The 19513-nt window shown below is 63.1% G+C and carries 15 protein-coding genes and 1 tRNA gene; 2 read left to right on the forward strand and 14 right to left on the reverse strand.

Going from position 1 to position 19513, the window contains the following annotated elements; genetic code table 11:
- Window positions 1–80: 80 nt before the first annotated feature.
- The 11 genes from ACIQC5_RS16855 to ACIQC5_RS16905 all read right to left on the reverse strand — a co-directional run bounded on the left by ACIQC5_RS16855 (window position 81) and on the right by ACIQC5_RS16905 (window position 14103).
- Complete coding sequence (locus tag ACIQC5_RS16855) at window positions 81–737, reverse strand: TetR/AcrR family transcriptional regulator (RefSeq protein WP_400284779.1); 657 nt, start codon at window positions 735–737, stop codon at window positions 81–83.
- Window positions 734–2770, reverse strand: coding sequence for a YhgE/Pip family protein (locus ACIQC5_RS16860; RefSeq protein ID WP_400284781.1), 2037 nt, complete (start codon window positions 2768–2770; stop codon window positions 734–736). Before ACIQC5_RS16860 ends, ACIQC5_RS16855 begins: the two co-directional genes overlap by 4 nt.
- Window positions 2767–3573 carry an ABC transporter ATP-binding protein gene (locus ACIQC5_RS16865; protein WP_400284784.1) on the reverse strand — a complete coding sequence of 269 codons (807 nt, stop codon included), beginning with the start codon at window positions 3571–3573 and terminating at the stop codon, window positions 2767–2769. The genes ACIQC5_RS16860 and ACIQC5_RS16865 overlap by 4 nt, the downstream gene beginning before the upstream one ends.
- 70 nt (window positions 3574–3643) lie before the next feature.
- Window positions 3644–5101 (reverse strand): dihydrolipoyl dehydrogenase family protein, encoded by a 1458-nt coding sequence (locus tag ACIQC5_RS16870; protein WP_400284786.1) that lies wholly within the window; start codon window positions 5099–5101, stop codon window positions 3644–3646.
- A 703-nt stretch (window positions 5102–5804) separates the two neighbouring features.
- Window positions 5805–6491 (reverse strand): N-acetylmannosamine-6-phosphate 2-epimerase, encoded by a 687-nt coding sequence (locus tag ACIQC5_RS16875; protein WP_400284789.1) that lies wholly within the window; start codon window positions 6489–6491, stop codon window positions 5805–5807.
- Window positions 6492–6501: 10 nt separating this feature from the next.
- On the reverse strand, window positions 6502–7503 hold the full coding sequence (locus tag ACIQC5_RS16880; protein ID WP_400284979.1) for an ROK family protein: 1002 nt from the start codon (window positions 7501–7503) through the stop codon (window positions 6502–6504).
- 18 nt (window positions 7504–7521) lie between these two features.
- Complete coding sequence (locus ACIQC5_RS16885) at window positions 7522–8439, reverse strand: dihydrodipicolinate synthase family protein (protein WP_400284792.1); 918 nt, start codon at window positions 8437–8439, stop codon at window positions 7522–7524.
- A 37-nt stretch (window positions 8440–8476) separates the two neighbouring features.
- Complete coding sequence (locus ACIQC5_RS16890) at window positions 8477–9283, reverse strand: ATP-binding cassette domain-containing protein (protein WP_400284795.1); 807 nt, start codon at window positions 9281–9283, stop codon at window positions 8477–8479.
- Window positions 9280–11391 (reverse strand): dipeptide/oligopeptide/nickel ABC transporter permease/ATP-binding protein, encoded by a 2112-nt coding sequence (locus tag ACIQC5_RS16895; RefSeq protein WP_400284798.1) that lies wholly within the window; start codon window positions 11389–11391, stop codon window positions 9280–9282. The genes ACIQC5_RS16890 and ACIQC5_RS16895 overlap by 4 nt, the downstream gene beginning before the upstream one ends.
- Window positions 11392–11394: 3 nt before the next feature.
- A complete protein-coding gene (locus tag ACIQC5_RS16900) occupies window positions 11395–12351 on the reverse strand; it encodes an ABC transporter permease (protein WP_400284801.1) in 957 nt (318 codons plus the stop codon).
- A 114-nt stretch (window positions 12352–12465) separates the two neighbouring features.
- Window positions 12466–14103, reverse strand: a complete 1638-nt coding sequence (locus tag ACIQC5_RS16905; RefSeq protein WP_400284804.1) for an ABC transporter substrate-binding protein — start codon at window positions 14101–14103, stop codon at window positions 12466–12468.
- 338 nt (window positions 14104–14441) lie between these two features.
- Between ACIQC5_RS16905 and ACIQC5_RS16910 the strand changes: the two genes are divergently transcribed.
- Window positions 14442–15170 carry a FadR/GntR family transcriptional regulator gene (locus ACIQC5_RS16910; RefSeq protein ID WP_400284807.1) on the forward strand — a complete coding sequence of 243 codons (729 nt, stop codon included), beginning with the start codon at window positions 14442–14444 and terminating at the stop codon, window positions 15168–15170.
- Window positions 15171–15412: 242 nt separating this feature from the next.
- Here the strand turns inward: ACIQC5_RS16910 and ACIQC5_RS16915 are convergent.
- Window positions 15413–15486 (reverse strand) — tRNA-Arg (locus tag ACIQC5_RS16915).
- A gap of 284 nt (window positions 15487–15770) precedes the next feature.
- Between ACIQC5_RS16915 and ACIQC5_RS16920 the strand changes: the two genes are divergently transcribed.
- On the forward strand, window positions 15771–17597 hold the full coding sequence (locus ACIQC5_RS16920; RefSeq protein WP_400284810.1) for a phosphoenolpyruvate carboxykinase (GTP): 1827 nt from the start codon (window positions 15771–15773) through the stop codon (window positions 17595–17597).
- 99 nt (window positions 17598–17696) lie between these two features.
- On the opposite strand, the gene ACIQC5_RS16925 is transcribed toward ACIQC5_RS16920, so the two are convergent.
- A complete protein-coding gene (locus tag ACIQC5_RS16925) occupies window positions 17697–18857 on the reverse strand; it encodes a globin domain-containing protein (protein ID WP_400284813.1) in 1161 nt (386 codons plus the stop codon).
- 161 nt (window positions 18858–19018) lie between these two features.
- Window positions 19019–19513 (reverse strand): RrF2 family transcriptional regulator, encoded by a 495-nt coding sequence (locus ACIQC5_RS16930; RefSeq protein ID WP_400284816.1) that lies wholly within the window; start codon window positions 19511–19513, stop codon window positions 19019–19021.

The following is a 19513-nucleotide window of genomic DNA, read 5'->3' on the forward strand; positions in this document are numbered from 1 at the left end:
AGTTCTGTACCGTTGCGGGGCCCGCTCTGCGCCCTGGCATCGAGTGATCACGCGCAAAGCGGGCCTCACAACGGGCGAATCTACTTGATGACGTACCCGTGCATGATGGTCATCACGGCGGCCACGCTTTGTTCGCGGGTGCGCTCGGGGTTGTAGGTTTGCCGGTCCAGGCCCACCACGAAGATCGCCCCGAAGATCGCGGCTTCCAGGCTGCCCCGGGCGATCGACTGGTCAACCTTGTAGCCGGCCGCCACGCCTTCCACCGCTGAGCCAATGACTGCCAGCAATTCGCCACGCAGTTCGGTGAACACTGCGCCCCATTCGCTCGGAGTGCGCCAGTTCTCGCTGACCCACAGCCGGGCGAAGGAGGGGTAGTCGTCCATGAACTCCATGGCCTGGGCGATCATGGTGTGCATCGCTTCCAGGGGGTCGCTGGTTTGACCCTCGATCGCGTGGAGTCGGCCCAACATGATGTCGACACCGTGGCGCAGCAAGTGTGCGATCAGGTCCGATTTGCTGCCGAAGTTGTAGTACACCGTCCCCTTGGAGACGCCCGCCGCGGCAGCGATCTCATCCACGGTCACTCCCGCAGCGCCGCGCTCGCCGATCAGCTCCATGGATGCTTCGAAGAGGCGCTGCTTAGTGGCGTTGGTGCGTTCGGGACGGAGCTTCTTCTCTGCCGCCCCAGGTGTTGCGGGTCCTGCAGGGCCGGGACCGGCCGGCTCGGTGGTGCTCATACGGCGATCTCCGGCTTCAGGGTCTTGAGGGTCCACATTTTGTGTTTGCGGACGGCGAGCGTAGACAACGCCGCTCCCAGCACAGTGTATCCAAGCAAGCCCAGCACAGTCGGCCAGATCATGGTGAGCTCGCCGCCATAGATCAGGTGCCGCATTCCGGTGACGACGTAGCCCATGGGCAGGACCTCGTGCACTACGTGCAGCGGCATGGGAGTTGTCTGCCAAGGGAAGGTTCCACCGGAGGAGACGAGCTGCAGGACCAGCAGGATCAGCACCACGAATTTGCCGGGCGTGCCCATCAGCGCCACGATGCCTTGGATGATCGCGCTGAACGCCATCACCGCGGCCAGCATGAACAGCCACATCCCGATCGGGTGGGCGGGGTTCAATCCCAGGCCGAGATTCACCACGAGGGTGAGGATGGTGGCCTGCAGGACCGAGACTACGAAGAACGGCAACCAACCGCCGACGGCGATTTTCCACGCTGGCGCGTTCGAAGCCAAGGCCCGCTGGGTGATGGGACGCATGGCCTGGACCAGCATGAACACGCCGATCCACAGGGCCAGGGTCAGGAAGAACGGGGCCAGGCCTGCGCCGTAAGAACCAGCCTTGGCCTGCGAGACATTGTTCACCGCAACGGGGTCCGCGATCACCTTGGAAACGCTGCTCTTCTGCTGGTCATCGGGGTTGGGGATCTCGCCCGCCCCCTTGGCGAGCTCTGTGGCCAGGGTATGGGAGCCATCGGCTGCGGTCACTGCGCCATTGGCAAGCTGTCCAGCGCCGTCGTTGAGTTGGTGAGCACCGTCGTCGAGCTTGGCAGCGCCATCCAAAGCAGTCTGCTGGCCGGCGGCCAGAGTTGAAGCGCCGGTGTTGAGTTGCCCGGCGCCCACAGCTGCCTGCGAGATGGCATCGGTGAGGGTGGGCGTGGCGGCGGCAAGCTTCGCGGCACCGGCGCTGACGGCAGCCGAACCGTCTGACAGTTGCTGGATCTTGGCGGCATCGCCCGCGATCTTCGCCTTTGCGTCGGTCACAGGACTGGACGCGGCCGCGGCATCGAAGTCCGCCAGGACCTTGTCAGCCTGCTCCTGCGTCAACACCCCGGCGGTTACGAGCCGCGCATTGGATTCGACAACGCGGTTACGGAGGCCCTTGTCCGCGGCATCCAGCTGCCCGACGACGTTCTGGACTTTCGCGTTCAGCTCGGCATTTCCCGCGGCTACTTGGGCGGCACCGTCCGCGAGCTTTTGGGAATCAGCGGGGAGTGTTGCGGTCTTGTTCCTCAGTTCGGTGAGGCCCGAGCTGAGCTGGTTGGCGCCGCCGCTGAGCTGCACCGCTCCGTCGCGAAGCTTCGTTTGGCCCGCCACGAGCTGGTCAGCGCCGGTGACCAACGAGGTGGTGCCGTCGTGGAGTGTCGCGGCGCCGTCGCTGAGCTTGCCCACACCCGTTGCGAGTTCGGACGCGCCGTCCGCTGCCTTCACGATGGAGGCGTGGATGGTCCCAAATCCGGTGAGGAGCTGGTTTGCTGTTTCCTCACCGACTTCCTTGGCCACTGTAGAGTGCACGGCCGTGGTGAGTTTGTCCACGATGGTGCTGAGGAGGTAGTTGTTGGCATCGTTGGTGGTGACGTGCAGCATGGCTTGGTTGGCGGCGTCGAAGCTGCCAGGGGAGACCAGGTTTGCGGAGAAGTCCTTGGGGATGCGCAGCGCAAACGCGTATTCGCCTGTGCGGACGCCTGCATCCGCGTCGTCGGCGCTGGAGACTTGCTTCCAGTTGAAGACGTGGCCTTCCACCAGGCTGTCCGCTACCTTCTTCCCCGCCTGCAACTCTGTGCCGTCTGAGGACGTGGCGCCCGTGTCCTCCACCACCAACGCGGCGTCAATCTGGTTCAGGTTGCCGTACGGATCCCAGTTCGCGTAGAGGTACACGGCGCCGTACAGCAACGGCACCATGGTCAGGGCGAGGATGGTCAGCTTGGGCAGGAGCCCGCCGGTCATGCGCTTGAGTTCGGAGCGGGCAAGCCGCAGAACAGTCACTTTGCAGTCCTTTGGAGGTCTTGGGCGTCTTGGGGTTCTGGTTCGGCAGCCGGTTCGGCAGCCGCCGGTGTTTCGGGCTCTTCCGGTACCGGTCCCGCCGCGTGCTGGGCGTGAGGCTCGACGACGGCGGGCGGCTCGGACTGGGTCCGCGCGGGTTCCGCTTCCGGTTCAGGTGGGTGCGCAACAGAATTACCAATCACCGCAGCGGCGCCGGTCCAGTGGTCCGGGAGGGCGCTGACGACGGCGACGACGGCAAGCGGCCGCCCGGCGTCGGACGCCAATGCCTCAAGCCGGGGAAGCCAGGAGGAAGGATCAGCACTGTGCCGATCCGGGGTGTCCACTACGAGAAGATCGGTTGCAGGATCGGCCAGGGCCAGTGCTGTGAGCAATTCGAGGCGGCGGCCAGCCGGAAGCTGTTCGATCCAGAGGCCGGCGATGTCCTCGAAGCGGTTGATCTTGAGCCACGGTTTGCTGAGCAGGGCACCGCGGTAGCGGCGGGGGATGAGTGAGAGGTCCTCGGTGACCAGGTCCCGGACGCTCAAGTGCTGTTCCGGTTCGTTGACGCCCGGGGAGTCCACCAAGGCGCTTGCGAGCCTGATCTTCTTGGTTTTGGCGTTGTTGTCCCAGCTGAGGACACCATTGCTGGGCTTCATGCGGCCACTGAGCGCCAAGGCCAACGCGGTCCGCTGATCCTGTCCTTCGCCGGAGACGAGCAGGAGTTCGCCGCGGCGGGCTTGGAGTGAGGTTGCCGGAAGGAGATCGTCCCGGCGGCCGTTGATCTGGAGTTGCTGTACGGACAGCACAATGAAGCCTTTCGCAGAACTGGTGTCTGCTGAAAGTCTAACTGAACTGACTGGTCAGTTCAAATAGGAATCAGAGTCCGTACTTCTCCAAGAGCCTCAACCACACTTCACTGATGGTGGGATACGACGGAACCGCATGCCACAACCTGTCCAAGGGAACCTCGCCCACTATGGCGATCGTGGCGGAGTGAAGCAGCTCAGCCACACCCGGACCAACGAAAGTGGCGCCGATGATGACTTGTCGATCCTCATCCACCACGATCTGTGCCCAGCCCTTGTAATCGGGTGAGTGCAACTGGGACCCCGAGACGTTAATGGGCAACTCCACGCCAGTGACGTTCCGGCCTCGCAAGAGTGCCTGCTCAAGGCTCGGGCCGACGGACGCGACCTCCGGATCCGTGAAGACCACGCTGGGAATCGCGTGCTCGTTGGCGGTCTGGGCCAGCGGACTCCACGGCCGGGGCGCTCCATGAAGCTTGCCGGTGGCCCGCGCGACGATCGCATCTCCGGTGGCGCGGGCCTCGTATTTACCTTGGTGCGTGAGCAGGGCTTTGCCGGCGGCATCTCCGGCTGCGTAGAGCCACAGGCCGCTGGTGCCATCGCTGGCCGCACCCTCCACCAGGCCCGTGGAGTCGGTGGTGACACGCAGGGATCTGTCGTTGCGTGCCTCGACGCCCACGTTTTCCAAACCCAGATTGGCCAATGCGGGGTGCCTGCCGGAGGCGACCAAGATCTTGTCCGCGGTGAGTGTCTTGCCGTCGAGCGTGACCGTCACCGAGCCGTCGTCGTTCTTTTCAACCCTGTCCACGTCTGTGTGCAGCCGTACATCGATTCCGTCGGCACGGAGCCCGGCGAGGACCAGGCTCGCGGCTTCCTCGGGATACGTGCTGAGCAGGCGCCCCCTGGCAATCAGTGCGACGTCCGAACCAAGGCGGGCGAACGCCTGGGCCAATTCCACGCCCGCCACGCCACCACCCAGCACGATGAACCGGCGGGGTACTTCCTTGGCGGACGTTGCGCCGCGGGTGGTCCAGAAGGGGACGTCGGCCAGGCCATCAATGTCCGGAATGGTGGGTGTGGAACCAGTGGCAACCACCACGGCGTGGTGGGCCTTGAGTGCGTAGCTGTTCCCATCCAGGCCATCCACCTGGACTTCGCGGGGGCCGGTGACGCGGCCGCGCCCCCGGATCAGTTCGATGCCCGCGCTGTTGAGCCACTCCACCTGGCCGTCGTCCTGCCAGTGGTTGGTGAACCAGTCCCGGTGTTTCAGGGCCGCCTGCGCATCCACCACACCAGTGACGGCTTCGGACGCACCCGGCACACCTTGGGCTGCATGGAGCACAGTGCCCGGACGCAGGAGGGCTTTGGACGGGATGCAGGCCCAGTAGGAGCACTCGCCTCCCACTAATTCGGTCTCGATGATCACCGCCGTCAGGCCGCCACGAACCACCCGGTCGGCCACATTCTCTCCGACGGCGCCCGCGCCGATCACGATTACGTCGAATTCCCGGGAGCTCTCGGCAGTCATGTGAGAAGCCTACGCCGGGTGTGCATGGGTTGTGAGGCCTGTTCTGCGCGCTTGGCGTGGGTTTTGGGGCGCAGAGTGGGCCCCGCAACGCAGCCAGGCTTCCCCGGTACAGCAGGCAAATGGCACGACAGTCTGGACGAACGGCAGTCCTCAGAAGGCCACAAACACTGGCACCCAACCGATATTTATGGTGGGGTCGAACAACAACTATCTGGCAACTGCGAGCTCGATAACGAATGGGTGGCTAAATGTCACCTGGAAAGGCTACAGGTAGGTGAGACCCTTTCGCCCTGCCGGAGTTCTTGCAACGGCCGCGACTCTGGTGGTGAGTCTCTGCGCCATGACGTCATCCGGTCAGCAAGAAATGGTCCGTAGCCCGGAGCTATTCCACGATGCTCAAGCGCAAGTCTGGATGTGCGGGGAAGTCATTAGCGCGGGTCGGGCCGTCCCGGCCATTGGCCGCGCCTAACTTAACCCTGCACACGCTTTGGAATACACGAGCAACGGATTCATATACCTTCTCTTGTCCGATGGCTGTGACCACGGGACCGAATTCGAGACCAGGCCGGCGACAGGTGCGCGCGTGGTGCAACAGGTAAGGGACAAGGACGGGCTGGCCGTACTGATTGTCCTGGAGCCGACGCAGAGTGAGTTCGACGTGGTGTTCAGTAACCTGGCGGGTTTGAAACAAACTGCCCCAGTCCTATGCGTGCATTGCGTCCTTGAACCAGCCCGTGATGCTGGCTGGGTGGGTGATCGCGGTCCCAACAACCACAGCAAACGCGCCGGCGTCGAGGGCCTGGCGTGCTTGGGCAGGGGTATGGATGCGGCCCTCCGCGATGAGTGGTTTGCCTAGGCCGGCGGAAGCGATCTGCTCCAGCAACTCCAGGTCCGGACCGTCCGTCTTGGGGCGGTCGCCGGTGTACCCGGAGAGGGTTGTGCCAATGAGATCTGCACCGGCTTCGACAGCAGAAACGGCGTCGTCAAGGGAACCGCAGTCAGCCATGACCAGTGCGTGGGACTCTGAGTGAATTCCGGCAACGGTCGCCTGCAGGGACAAGCCGTCCGGGCGAGCCCGGCGCGTTCCGTCAAGGGCCACAACGTGCGCCCCGGCGTGAGCCACTGCCAGAGCGTGGCGGAGTGTGGGGGTGATGAAGACGCCGTCGTGCCCGTCCTTCCAGAGCCCGATGACAGGAACTTCGACGGCGGCACGCGTGAACTGCACGTCGGCCAACCCTTGGACGCGGATCGCCGCAGCGCCGCCGATGACGGCCGAGGCAGCCACTTGGCCCGTGGTCCGAGGATCGCGCATGGGCTCGCCGGGGTAGGCCTGGCAGGAGACAATCAGCTGGGAACGGAGGGCTTCGAGGCCTTCGGCGGTCAGGATCATGGTGCCTTCCTTAGTTAATGACTAGTTTCGCGGCGCCAACAATGGCGGCGGTGTTGCCAAGTGTTGCCCGGACGACAGGCACGGAAACCAGGGGCTCCAACAGTTCCTGGCGCAGGGCAGCTTCCATAGGCTTCCACCACAGCTCGCCGGCATCGGCCAGGCCACCGGAAACCACGACAGTTTCGGGGTCCAGGATGTTGATGAGCCCGCCCACCGCTTGACCTGCGGCAGCTGCGCCAATGCCGATGGCCCGCAAAGCGGCGGCGCGGCTTGTGGAACGGCTCGCGGTGCGGCTGTCAGGGGAGGCGGCGCCAGCACCGTCGTCGAGCCCGTCAGCAGCAGAAGACGCCAGCCCAAAGACCTCCCGCGTGTCCACCGCGTCCAAGGCAGAACCGCCAAACCGCAGGAACGCCTCATAAAGGGCCGGCCCGGAAGCAATCGCCTCAACATGCCCGGCCCCGCCGCACACGCAGGGCAGCGGTGACCCATCAAAAGAGGCGTAAGGAGAAGCGAAGTGCCCCACATGCCCGCCAACAAAGCGGTGACCCAAAACCGGGGACCCATCAAGCACGAAACTGCCGCCGACGCCCGTCCCAAACGCCACCATGAGCGAACTCGAGGATCCCGCAGCCGCGCCGAGCCAAGCTTCTCCGAGGGCGTGTGCGTGGACGTCGTTGACGGCCTTTACAACAAGACCAAGCCGTGAGGACAGCCCGTCAACAAGCGGGGTCCCAGCCCAGCCACGGATAGCGTCGGTCGCAGACACCACGGACCCAGCCACAGCGTTAATAACGCCAGCGGAGCCGATACCGACGCCGGACACTGATAGTCCGGCGTCGGCAGCGCGCTTCACCAAGCCCGCGATCAGCGCTGCGGTGGCGTCGAGGATCGCATCGCCACCGGCCCGGTTCAAGGTGGGAATGGTCTCCGACATGAGCACAACACCAGCGGGGGAAACAACCCCGGCGGCGGTTTTGGTGCCGCCGAGGTCAACGCCGATCACGTGGGTCATGGAAGCGGTCATGAAAATTTAGACCAGCCCGTTCCGCTCCAGGATTTCGCGAATCAGCGCCGTCTCTTCGGAGTTCAGGGACAGCATGGGCTCGCTCATGGTGTTGGATTCGATGACGCCCATGACCTGCAGCGCGGTCTTGAAAGCACCGAGACCTGCAGCGCCGCCGGAGACGCGACCGTTGGGGGTGTAGACGATCTCGAAGACGTCGGCCAGGCGGTCCTGCTCCCTGGCCGCGAGAGCCCAGTCGCCGGCCTGCGCGGCGTCGAACAGGCGGCGGTAACCGGCCGGATCAACATTGCCGAGACCCGGAACGACTCCCTGCGCACCGCCCAGGAGGGCGCCGTCCACCACGACTTCGTGACCCGTGAAGATGTCGAAGTTGGGGATCTCCCTGGCTGCGAGGAGCAGCTGACGGAAGGAAACGTCGTCTCCTGAGGAGTCCTTGACGCCAGCAATCACGCCGTCGTGGCCGAGGCGTACCAACAGGTCCGTGGGCAGCTTGAAGTGCGTGCGGACCGGGACGTCGTACGCGAAGATCGGCTTCTCGATGGCGGCGTGGATGCTGCGGAAGTGGGTTTCGGTTTCCGCAGCGTTGCCGATTGCGTAATACATGGAGGTGACCACGATCGCGTCGGCGCCGAGATCAACCACCTTGCGGGCTTCCTCGATGACGCGGTTGGTGGTCTGCTCGTTGGCCCCCACGATCAGCGGGACGGCCCCGGCATTGGCGTCGGCGATGGTGGAGACCACCAGTTCGCGCTCGGCGTTTGTCAGGTAGGGGACTTCGCCGGAGGAGCCGAGGACGAAAAGTCCGGACACACCGCCGTCGATCAGGTGCTTGGTGACGTTCTTCAGCGACGCGGTGTCGATGCTGCCGTCGGCGTGGCGCGGGGTGATGACCGGGGGGATGACGCCCTGGAACTGAGTGGACACAGAATTCTCCGTTGTTTGTAGCTTGTGAAGGGAAAAACTAGATGTGGAGCAGGCTCGGCGCGGCGCCCAGCAGCTTCTTGGTGTAGTCGTTGCTGGGGTTGTCGAAGACCTGGATGGCTGTGCCTTGTTCGACGATCTTGCCGAAGTACATGACGCAGATACGGTCCGAGACGTAGCGGACGGTCTGGATGTCGTGCGAGATGAACACCATGCCGAGGTTCAGCTGGGTCTTTAGGTCCGAGAGCAGGTTCAGGACCTGCGCGCGAACGGAAACGTCCAGGGCCGACGTCGGTTCATCCGCCACGATGATGTCCGGGTCCAACGCCAGCGCCCTGGCGATCGCCACACGCTGGCGCTGACCACCGGAAACTTGCGACGGCGTCACCTCGGCTGCCGAGTGCGGCAGGCCTACCAACGCCAGCAGGTCCTTGACCTTGGCAGCGCGGCTGGCCGCGTTGCCGATGCCGTGGATCTGCAGCGGATCGGTGAGGATGTCCTGGATGGTCATGCGTGGGTTCAGTGCCGTTGCCGGGTCCTGGAAGACCACGGATACCGAGCGGCCAAACTGCTTGCGCATGGCGGCGTTCCGCTTGATGGCTGGCTTTCCGTGGAACAAAACCTTGCCCGACGTCGGCGGCTGGAGTCCCACGAGCACTGACGCCAGCGTGGACTTGCCGCAGCCGGACTCACCAACGATGCCCACGGTCTCGCCGCGGCTGATGGAAAAATCCACACCGTCTACAGCTTTGACGATGTTCGGCCGGAAGAGACCGCCCGTCCGTGCGTGGTGGTAGACCTTGACGTCCTTGAGCTCGATGACCGGCTTTCCGGTTGATTCACTCATTTCGCATCCTCCTTCAAGTGGCTCGCCCAGTAGTGGTCCGCATCATCCCCGTTTGCTGAGGCAACGGTGGTGAGGACCAGACGCTGGTGCGGATCGGCGTCGGCGCGCAATGAACGTGCGGCGAAGCGGTCTCCTGTTGCGAAGTCCCTCGGGGACGGTACCGTGCCGGGGATCTGGTGCAGGCGGACGGCGTCGGCCTCGATGGAGAGCACCGCACCCAGCAGGCCGCGCGTGTACTCGTGCTTCGGGTTCTGCAGGAGCTCGGAAGCCCGTGCGGATTCCACCACCTGGCCGGCGTACATGACTGTGATGCGGTGGGCCAGGGATGCCACCAAAGCGAGGTCGTGGCTGACGAACACCATGGCGAAGCCGAGTTGCTCCCGAAGTTCGTTGAGCAGATCCACAACCTGCTTCTGGACCGTGACATCCAAGGCTGTGGTGGGCTCATCGGCAACAACGATCTTCGGTGAGCGGGACAGGGCCATGGCGATCAGCACGCGTTGGCGTTGGCCGCCGGAGAGCTCGTGCGGGTAGCTGGCGAGGGTCCGGACAGGGTCCAGTTTCACCATTTCCAGCAGCTCCGCGGGGGTCTTCCGGCCACCGCGCCTGGTGAGCTGCTCCAACTGGTCCTTGATCTTCATGGACGGATTCAGCGAGCTCAACGCGTCCTGGTAAACCATGGCGATCTGTTCGCCGCGCAGGCCCTCGTAGGCCTTGACGTTGCTGTGCTTGGTGTTCGGGTCAAGGAGTTCCTTGCCGTCGAACAGGATGGACCCCGTGACCTGGGCGGTCTTGGGAAGCAAACCCATGACCGCCAACGAGGTGATGGATTTACCACAACCGGATTCGCCCACCAGGCCCATGGTTTCGCCTTCACGGACGGTGAAGGAGACGTTGTCCACGATTGCGATGTCGCCGAACCGGCCCGGGAAGCGGATGGACAGGTTCTTCACTTCAAGGACGTTGCGGGCTCCGGGAGGGACCTGCGGGAGGCGGTCCGTGCGCTTGGCCTCAATGGCTGCCAGCAGTTCCAGTTCGCGATCCAGGAGGAGGTGCGGGTTGGTGGCGGCGATCTTCACATCTGCCAGCACGGCGGACTGGCCGAAATCAGAGGCGAGCCTGTCACCGGAGGCCGCGCGGACGCCGTCGAGCTCGTGTTCCTCAACCACCGAAGGCTGGGCAACGGAGGTGGCGACCTCGGAATCAACAGCGATAGCCGCGGCGGAGCCGTCGTCGTCCTTCACTGCCGGCGCGCGGCGCAGCTTCGGGTTCACCATGGCGTCTGTGAGGCCCTCGGCCAGTATGTTCAGGGAAAGGACGGTCAGCAGAATGGTCACACCGGCGAAGGTGGTTGCCCACCAGCCGCCGGACAGGACCAGGTTGCGGCCGTAGGAAATCACGTTGCCCCAGGATGGCGCGGGGTCTTGGACGCCGGCACCCAGAAAGGACAGCGAGGCTTCGAGGATGATGGCGTCGGCCACCATGACCGTGGCGAATACCAGCACAGGAGCAGCAGTGTTGCGGACGATGTGCTTGACCAGGATGTAGAAGCGGCCTGCACCGATCACGCGCTCGGCACGGACGTAGTCTTCGCCGTATTGGGCGAGCACGTTGGCGCGAACCACGCGTGCCAGTTGCGGCGTGTAGATGATGGCGATCGCGATGATGATGGTCGGAACAGAGTTGCCGAAGGCAGCCAGCAAAACTGCGGCCAGTGCGATGCCCGGGAACGCCATGAGGATGTCCATGAGACGCATGATGATCTCGTTGACGGACTTGCTGGAGGTCGCGGCGAAGGATCCGAGCAGTGCACCGGCGAGGATTGCCAGGCCGACTGCGCCGAGGCCGATCATGAGCGAGGACTGCGCGCCAAAGAGGAGCCGCGAGAAAATGTCCCGGCCCAGCCTGTCGGTGCCGAAGAAGTGTTCAGCGCCCGGCGGGGTTGCCGGAATGAAGGTCTCCAGCGGATCATGCGGGGCGATGATCGGCGCGAAAATGGCCGCGAGGACAATCATGATGAGGAAGAGCAGGGCGATGCGGGAACCCCAGGGCAGGGCTTTGAAGCGGATGCCCGGGGCACTTAGCCGTTCTGCGAGCTTGCTGCGCATGAGCTATACCGTCCTGATTCGGGGGTTGATGAGCAGGTAGAGAAGGTCCACCACGATGTTCACCAGAACAAAGGTGACCGAGATGGTGAGCACCACGCCTTGGACCAGGTTGACGTCCAGGTTGGTGATGCCGTTGAGGATCAGCTGGCCCATGCCGGGCAGGGCGAAGATCATTTCAATCACGACGGCGCCACCCAGCAGGTAGCCGACGCGAAGTCCCAGCACGGTCACCGGCGTGACGAGGGCGTTGCGGAGGACGTTCCTGGAAACGACTTCGCGGTAGGGGACACCGTTGCCGATGGCGGTGCGGACGTAGTCGCGGTCCAGCTCCTCAACCATCGATGTACGGACCACGCGGATCAGCGAGGCTGACACGGGAATGCCAAGCGCCAAGGCCGGAAGGGCCATCGAGTTGAGCCACCCGCCAAAGCCGGATTCCGGCGTCGCAATTCCGCCTGAGGGGAACATCGGGTTGCTGCCCAGGGCGAACCACTGGATGAGCAGGATGCCGAGCCAGAACGACGGCGTGGCGATCGCGGCGATTGAGAAGACGCGGACCAACTGGTCCTGCCACTTGTCGCGGTAGAGGGCACCGAGGATGCCGAACGCCAGGGACAGCACCATCGCGATGAGTACGCCCAGGAAGGTCAGTTGCAGCGTGAGGGGGAACGCCGAGCCGATCATGGAAGCCACCGATTTTGCCGGCGGGGTAGTGACGCCGAGGTCGAACTGCAGCAACTTGCCGAGGAATCGGAAGTACTGCAGGACCAAGGAGTCGTTCAGGCCATTTTCCTGGCGATACTGTTGCTTGGCTTCTTCGCTGGCGCCGTCACCGAGGGCCGAACTGGCCTGGTCGCCGGGAGCGGCCTGCAGGACGAGGAAGACGAGCAACGTGATGCCCAGGATCATCAATGGCAATGCTGCAAGTCTGCGGCCAAGCAGACGCAATATCGTGACCAATTTGTTCTCCGGTTGATTGAGTGGTGCTGCTGTTCCTTGCGTTGTGGGGCCTGCTCTGCGTGCTATTTGCGAATCTTGGGGCGCAAAGCAGGCCTCGCAACGGTTAGGGGTTCGTTAGGCGGTGCGCCCGACGTCGATGAACGACATGCCGGTGGTGGGCAGCGGCTGGAAACCGTTGAGCTTCTTCTCGTCCCAAGCGCTCGGGAGCTGACGGTGGAAGATCGGGTAGAGCGGGACTTCCTCGGAAACGAGGTCCACGATCTCGCCGACGATCTTCTTGGCGTCGTCGCCAGCGGCCTGGGAGCCCTTGTTCATAAGTTCCTGGAGCTGGGTGCGCTCCGGAGTGGTCCAGAAGGCGCGCTTCTCCATCCAGGTGGCGCCCGAGTAGAACCAGCTCAAGAGCAGGTCCGCGTCGTTGCCGAAGACGGAAGGGTCGCCCGGAGCAGCAGCAACCGAGTAGTCGCCCTTGCCGATGCGATCCGAATACAAGGCGCCGGACTGAAGGCTCTTCACGGTGACCTTAACGCCCGGGATCTTGTTCCAGGATTCCAGGATCAGCGGTGCAACGTCCTTGACCCAGGCGGTGTCCGTGGTGAGCAGCTCGAATTCGAGGCTGGTGACGCCGGCCTGCTTGAGGAGGTCCTCCGCCTTGGAAACGTCGTAGCCGTAGACGTTCTTGGCCTTGACGTAGTCAGGGTGGCCTTCCTGGAAGTACGAGCTGGCCGCCTTGGCGTTGCCGAACAGAGCCTTCTTGATGATGGCTTCCTTGTCCAGACCGTAGTGCAGTGCTTGGCGGACGAGCTTGTTGTTGAACGGAGCCTTGGCGCAGTTGAACATGAGGAACATCAGGCCGAAGGACTGGACGGATTCCACCTTGACCTTGGACTTCAGGCCGTCGACGTCCAGGTAGGGAACGTCTTCGATCGCTTGCACACGGCCGGACTGTACGGCGGTGACGCGGGCGGCGGCGTCGGAAAGCAGAAGCCAGTTCATGCCCTTGGCCAGGGCGGGCTTGGGACCGTTGTAGTCAGCGAATGCCTCGAAGACGATCTTGTCGTCCTTGACAGCGGAGACCAGCTTGTAGGGGCCGGAGCCGACGGGCGCGGCGTCGAAAGCCTTCAGATCCGTTGCGAGTGCCTTGGGGACGATCTTGACCACCGAGATGCGTGGTCCGAAGCCCGGGAAGGCGTACTTCAGGGTGAATTCGACGGTCTTGGCGTCGAACGGCTTCACGTCCTGGATGAAGGGAATGAACTGGGAGAACAGGGACTTGTTCGCCGGGTCCATGACGCGGGTGAAGGAGAAAGCTACGTCCTCGGTGGTCACGGGGGAGCCGTTGTGGAACTTGGCACCCTCGCGGATGGTCACCTGGTAAGTGGTGTCGTTGATCTTCTTGGGATCTGAGGCAGCCAGGGCGTTGTATGGCTGACGCGTGGCCGGGTGCAGCTCGATCAGGCCTTCAAAAATGTGCAGGTTGGCTGCCATCGGCGTAGCGCCGGAGGAGCTCAACGGGTCAAAACCGGTGGACAGCGCGTAGGAGATGCCTGCCTCGATGATGAGGTCCTTGTTCACGGCGGCAGTGTTCGTTGCGGTGCCGCTTGTGGTGCTGGCAGCGCCGCCGCACGCAGAGAGTGTCGCCGTGAAGGCGGCTGCTGCACCAACTGCGCCGCTTAGCTTCAGGAAGTTCCGGCGGCTGGCGTCGTTGACCAGCGACAGGCTGTTGATCGTCTTGCTCATAAGGTGCCTCACCATTCGAGTTTCGTGGGTTATCGGATGTAGGACGTCCGATGCTCGTATTGAAACTGTAAGGGCGGTCACAACAGGACGTCAAGTGAGAAATGGATCACGAAGAGCTTTAGCAGGGGCCGACGAGGCTGCCGAGGGCACTGCCGCAGGGCCAGCTGGTCTGGAAAGTTTCGACCAATTCATGGGACATACTTATCAAGGAGGTGGGACATCCGATATTGTATGTTGCGAGTCACACATTCTGCGGTGGGCGCTAAGCTCGCCTCAATATTAACACCGCACCAAATCTGCGCCCATAGCCACGTGCTCTGGAGCCGGGATGATGCATTCGCAAGGAGATCGCCATGACAACTTCCAGTGTCGTTCCGCAGGCGCGGTTCAGTGCGCAGGCCCGGCTGCGGGCTTTGCAGTCGGACATTATGGAACTGATTCTCGAGCGTGAGCTTGAGGCGGGCGATCCACTGCCTACGGAGAGCGAACTCTCCGGAGCCCTCGGTGTGGGCCGCAATACGCTGCGGGAATCACTCAAGGTCCTTCAGGCTCTCGGCGTGATCGAAATCCGCCACGGCTTCGGCATGTTCGTGGCACCCAGCAACTTTGACGCGCTGGCCGACGGACTCACGTTCCGTGGCAGGTTGTCGCTCCGCCACCAAGGGCTCGAGGCGCTGCAGCTCGTTGACGTGCGCCAGGCGCTGGAGTCCGGCCTGGTGGGGTCCTCCATCGACGTCATGACCAAGGAACAGCTGGCTTCCATCGAGGAAGCGGTCAAGCAGATGGAAGAGCTCGCCGCTGCCGGCGAGAACTTCGTCGCCGCAGACGCCGAGTTCCACCGCCGCTTGTTCGAACCCCTCAACAACGAACTTCTGATCAACCTGATGGGCGTCTTCTGGAAGGTTTACCGGAAGATCCACGTGGAGATCGGCCCTGGCAACGAGGACCTCGTCAAAACGGCCGCCATGCACCGTGGCATATACGCAGCCGTCGCTGCCGGTGACAAGCCACTCGCGTCCGAACTGCTCAACCGCCACTTCGACGGTATCCGGCGCCGCATCAGCGAGGCCGTAGCCGAATAGCTGGCCGCGAGGGCGAAAGCAGGGCGCTGCGCCCAAGGTGAGGGCCGCCGTCGTACTTCTTCGGAAAGTACGACGGCGGCCCTTTCAGTTCTGCGCGCGGGTCACCTGCCGCCGTGCCCACCCAACTGAGTCGCAGTAGATGCCGTTTTGAATGCTCAAAAGGGCATCTACTGCTACTTAGTTGGGCTGGGCCGGGCAAAACAAAAGACCCGCACCGGCGAACCGGTGCGGGTCTTCATTTGTGCGCCCAAAGGGATTCGAACCCCTGACCTTCTGTTCCGTAGACAGACGCTCTATCCAGCTGAGCTATGGGCGCATTTCGTGTGATTCTCGGCGGTCTGTTTCTCTGACCCCCTCGAACCTCAATAAACTTTACAGAAGTTCATCGGAAGTTCCAAATCGAAAAGGTGTAATCTGCGCAACTAGACCGGTCTACGTGACCTTAGTCACTTAAATCGGCGATTTCGAAATCCTATCCCTTGAATTTCCGGGGATTTTGCTTTCGCACCCCCTGGACATCCCATGTCTGACAGCGGATTGGTCTGGTCCGCGGCCCCTATCGTTTAGGACACACCACTGAACCCGAGGAAGGGAACCGCAATGGGCGATCTGGCGCGACTGCCGCTGCTTGAGAAGGCACCTACTACGCATGCACGCCTGCTGGCCTGGGTTGAGGAAGTTGCCGAGCTGACTCAGCCCGACCGTATCCACTGGGTAGATGGCAGCGAAGCAGAAAACAAGAAGCTCACCGACGAACTGGTCGAGGCCGGCACCCTGAAGCCGCTGAACCCGGAAACGTTCCCGAATTCCTTCGCGGCGTTCTCCGACCCGGCAGACGTTGCCCGTGTAGAAGAGCAGACCTTCATCTGCTCCGAGAACGAGCGCGACGCAGGCTTTACCAACAACTGGATGGCTCCGGCCGAGATGAAGCAGAAGCTGCGCGGACTCTTCGCCGGCTCCATGCGTGGCCGCACCATGTACGTCATCCCGTTCGTCATGGGCCACCTTGACGCTGAGGACCCGAAGTTTGGCGTCGAGATCACCGACTCCGCCTACGTCGTCGCCTCCATGCGCATCATGGCCCGCATTGGTACGGACGTCTTGGACCGCATCACGCAGACCGATGCTTTCTTCGTCCCTGCCCTCCACTCACTTGGTGCACCGCTTGAAGCCGGCCAGGCCGACGTCGCGTGGCCTTGCAACCCTGATAAGTGGATTGTGCACTTCCCCGAAGAGCGCTCGATCTGGTCCTTCGGCTCCGGCTACGGCGGAAACGCCCTGCTCGGCAAGAAGTGCTACGCACTGCGCATCGCTTCCGTGATGGCCCGCGACGAGGGCTGGTTGGCCGAGCACATGCTCATCCTGAAGCTGACTTCCCCGGAGCAGAAGACGTACTACATCTCCGCGGCATTCCCGTCGGCCTGCGGCAAGACCAACCTCGCGCTGCTGGACCCCACCATCAAGGGCTGGAAGGTGGAGACCCTCGGCGACGACATCACCTGGATGCGTTTCGGCAAGGAAGGCGAACTCCGCGCCGTCAACCCCGAAGCCGGCCTGTTCGGCGTCGCACCCGGCACCGGCTGGGGCACCAACCCCAACGCCATGCGCGCCATCGCCAAGGGCAACAGCATCTTCACGAACGTTGCACTGACCGATGACGGCGGCGTGTGGTGGGAAGGCATGACCGAGGAAACTCCGGCACACCTGACCGACTGGCGCGGCGAGTCCTGGACACCGGAATCGGGTAGCCCGGCCGCTCATCCGAACTCCCGCTTCTGCACGCCGATCGACCAGATCGACATGCTGGCTGAGGAATACTTCAGCCCGGAGGGTGTGGAGCTGTCCGCAATCCTGTTCGGCGGACGCCGCAAGACCACCATCCCGCTGGTCACCGAGGCCCGCAGCTGGTCCAACGGTATCTTCATGGGTTCAACGTTGTCGTCGGAAACCACGGCTGCAGCCGCCGGTGCCGTCGGCGTTGTCCGTCGCGACCCCATGGCCATGCTGCCCTTCATCGGCTACGACGCAGGCGACTACCTGAACCACTGGGTCAACCTGTCCGCCAAGGCCAACCCGGAGCGGCTGCCCAAGATCTTCCTGGTCAACTGGTTCCGTCGCACGGCTGAGGGCGGCTTCGCCTGGCCTGGCTTCGGAGACAACGCCCGAGTTCTCAAGTGGGCCATCGAGCGCCTCGAAGGCAAGGCGGACGCCGTCGAAACGCCGATCGGATTCGTCCCGACCGGTGAGTCGATCGACCTCGAAGGCCTGGACATGACCCCGGCCGAGGTTGAGTCTGCAGTTCGCGTGGATGCCGACGAGTGGGCAACCGAACTGGCATCCATCGAGGAATGGTTCGCCAACTTCGGCGAATCGCTCCCGGCGGCACTCCAGTCCGAGCTGGACGGTCTCAAGACCCGTCTGGGCTAGACCTCTTAAGACAACGGCGTCTTAAGTGCACGACGGCGGCCCGGTACCTTTCACTTGAAAGGTACCGGGCCGCCGTCGTGCTTTTTGGGGTTTGTTGCGTTAGTTCGCCAGCCAGACATCTGGTCCAAAGACTTCGTAATGGATCCGGGTTGCCGGAATCCCGGCGTCGATGGCTTCGTCGCGGATTTTCTTCATGAACGGCAACGGTCCGCAGAGGTACAGCGATGCGTCGGCCGGCACGTCCACTTCTCGGAGGGACATGAAGCCTGCCTTGGAATCCGGCTGGGGGTTTTCGAGCCATAGTTGCAACTCGGCGTCGTCAATCCGCTCAACGTCAGCCGTCATCTGGCCGCTCAGTGCCCAACTTTCCATGCTGCTTTCGGCGTGGAGCACCAGAACCTGGCGTTCGGTGCCGGCCTGGGCAAGAGACCGAAGGATCGACGCCGTGGGAGTGCAGCCGATGCCCGCGGACGCCAGGACCACTGGGCCGTGGCCGTCCTTGAGGGTGATTTCGCCATAGGGGTTGGAGATTTCCAGGACATCGCCAGGCTCGACGCCAGTGTGCAGGGCCGTGGAAACCTCGCCGCCGTCGTTGAGCTTGGTGGTGAAGACCCGGCTGATGCCGGCGTCCCCGGACAGCGAGTACTGGCGAACCTGGCGCAGGCCGTCAGGCAACTGCACTTTAACGCTGATGTACTGGCCGGGCAGGGCGTCAGTGACAGGTGTGTCGTCGGCTGGCTCAAGGGTGAACGTCATGGCATCTTTGCCTGCGGATTCCTTGGAGACAACACGCCACGGCATCCACATCTTGCTGTTCGCTTGGGATGCGTAGAGGTCCTTCTCGAGCTTGATGAGGGCATCCGCCATCAGCCAGTAGACCTCCGTCCAGGCTTCGGCGATTTCGGAGGTGATGACCTCGGCAAGGTCTGCAGCGATCGCAGCGAACAGGTGTTCGTAGACCACGCCGTACTGGTCCTCCGTGATCCCCAGCGAGGCGTGCTTGTGGGCGATTCTGGCCAAGACCTTTTCCGGGAGGGAACCTGGGTTGTTCACCAGGTGCGTGGCGAATGCGGCGATGCTTCCGGCGAGTGCCCGCTGCTGGTCTCCCGAGCGCTGGTTGGAGCGGCTGAACAGTCCGTCCAACAGTTCAGGGTGTGCGGCAAAGAGGCGGTTGTAGAAATCTGCGGTGATTTCACCGATCCGTGAGCCGACCAACGGAAGAGTGGCTTCGATGACGGGGCGGGACTTTTCCGAAAGCATGGTTCTCCTGGGACGTAGGGGCCCGGCTGGGTGGTCCGGACGGTTGAATACCCATATCTGAAATGCGTGTATCAATGCCTAATTTCTACTCCTCGTAGAAGAGATGTGCAAATCGTTGCGGATGGCGCGGTGAGGCCGCTGCGGCCGTTATCGGGACATATTTAGGCTGACGGCGTCAGGGCGGGATCCAGTTTCGGTTCGGGAGCCCTGAATTCGGGGCGGAGTCCGATGGTCTGGAAGACCGGTGTCATTTGACGGGTATGAGGCAACGACGAAATGACCACGACGTCGAGTTCGCGGTAGAAGGCCTCGCGGGCTCGACTCATCGCGTGCCGGAGCCCGCATTCGGTAATGAGCGGGCAGTCGCCGTTGGGGGACTGGCACTCGGCAGGATCCTGCCTGTTATCGAGCTGGCGCAAAAGCTGGCCGACGGTTGCCCGACGGCCAGCGGCGTTAAGGCGCGATCCGCCAAGCCGCCCGCGCTCTACATCGATCAGCCCCAGCTCGCGGAGGCGCACCATGGCTTTGCTGACGTGGTTGTACGGAGTTCCAACGGCGTCGGCGACGGCCTGGGTGGTCAGCAGTTGGCCGTCTGGAACTGCCGCCATCACCATGACGGCACGCAGGCTCACGTCTGCGAACGCGTTGATCTTCAT

The sequence above is a fragment of the Paenarthrobacter sp. NPDC092416 genome, from assembly GCF_044755025.1.
Lineage (GTDB): Bacteria > Actinomycetota > Actinomycetes > Actinomycetales > Micrococcaceae > Arthrobacter.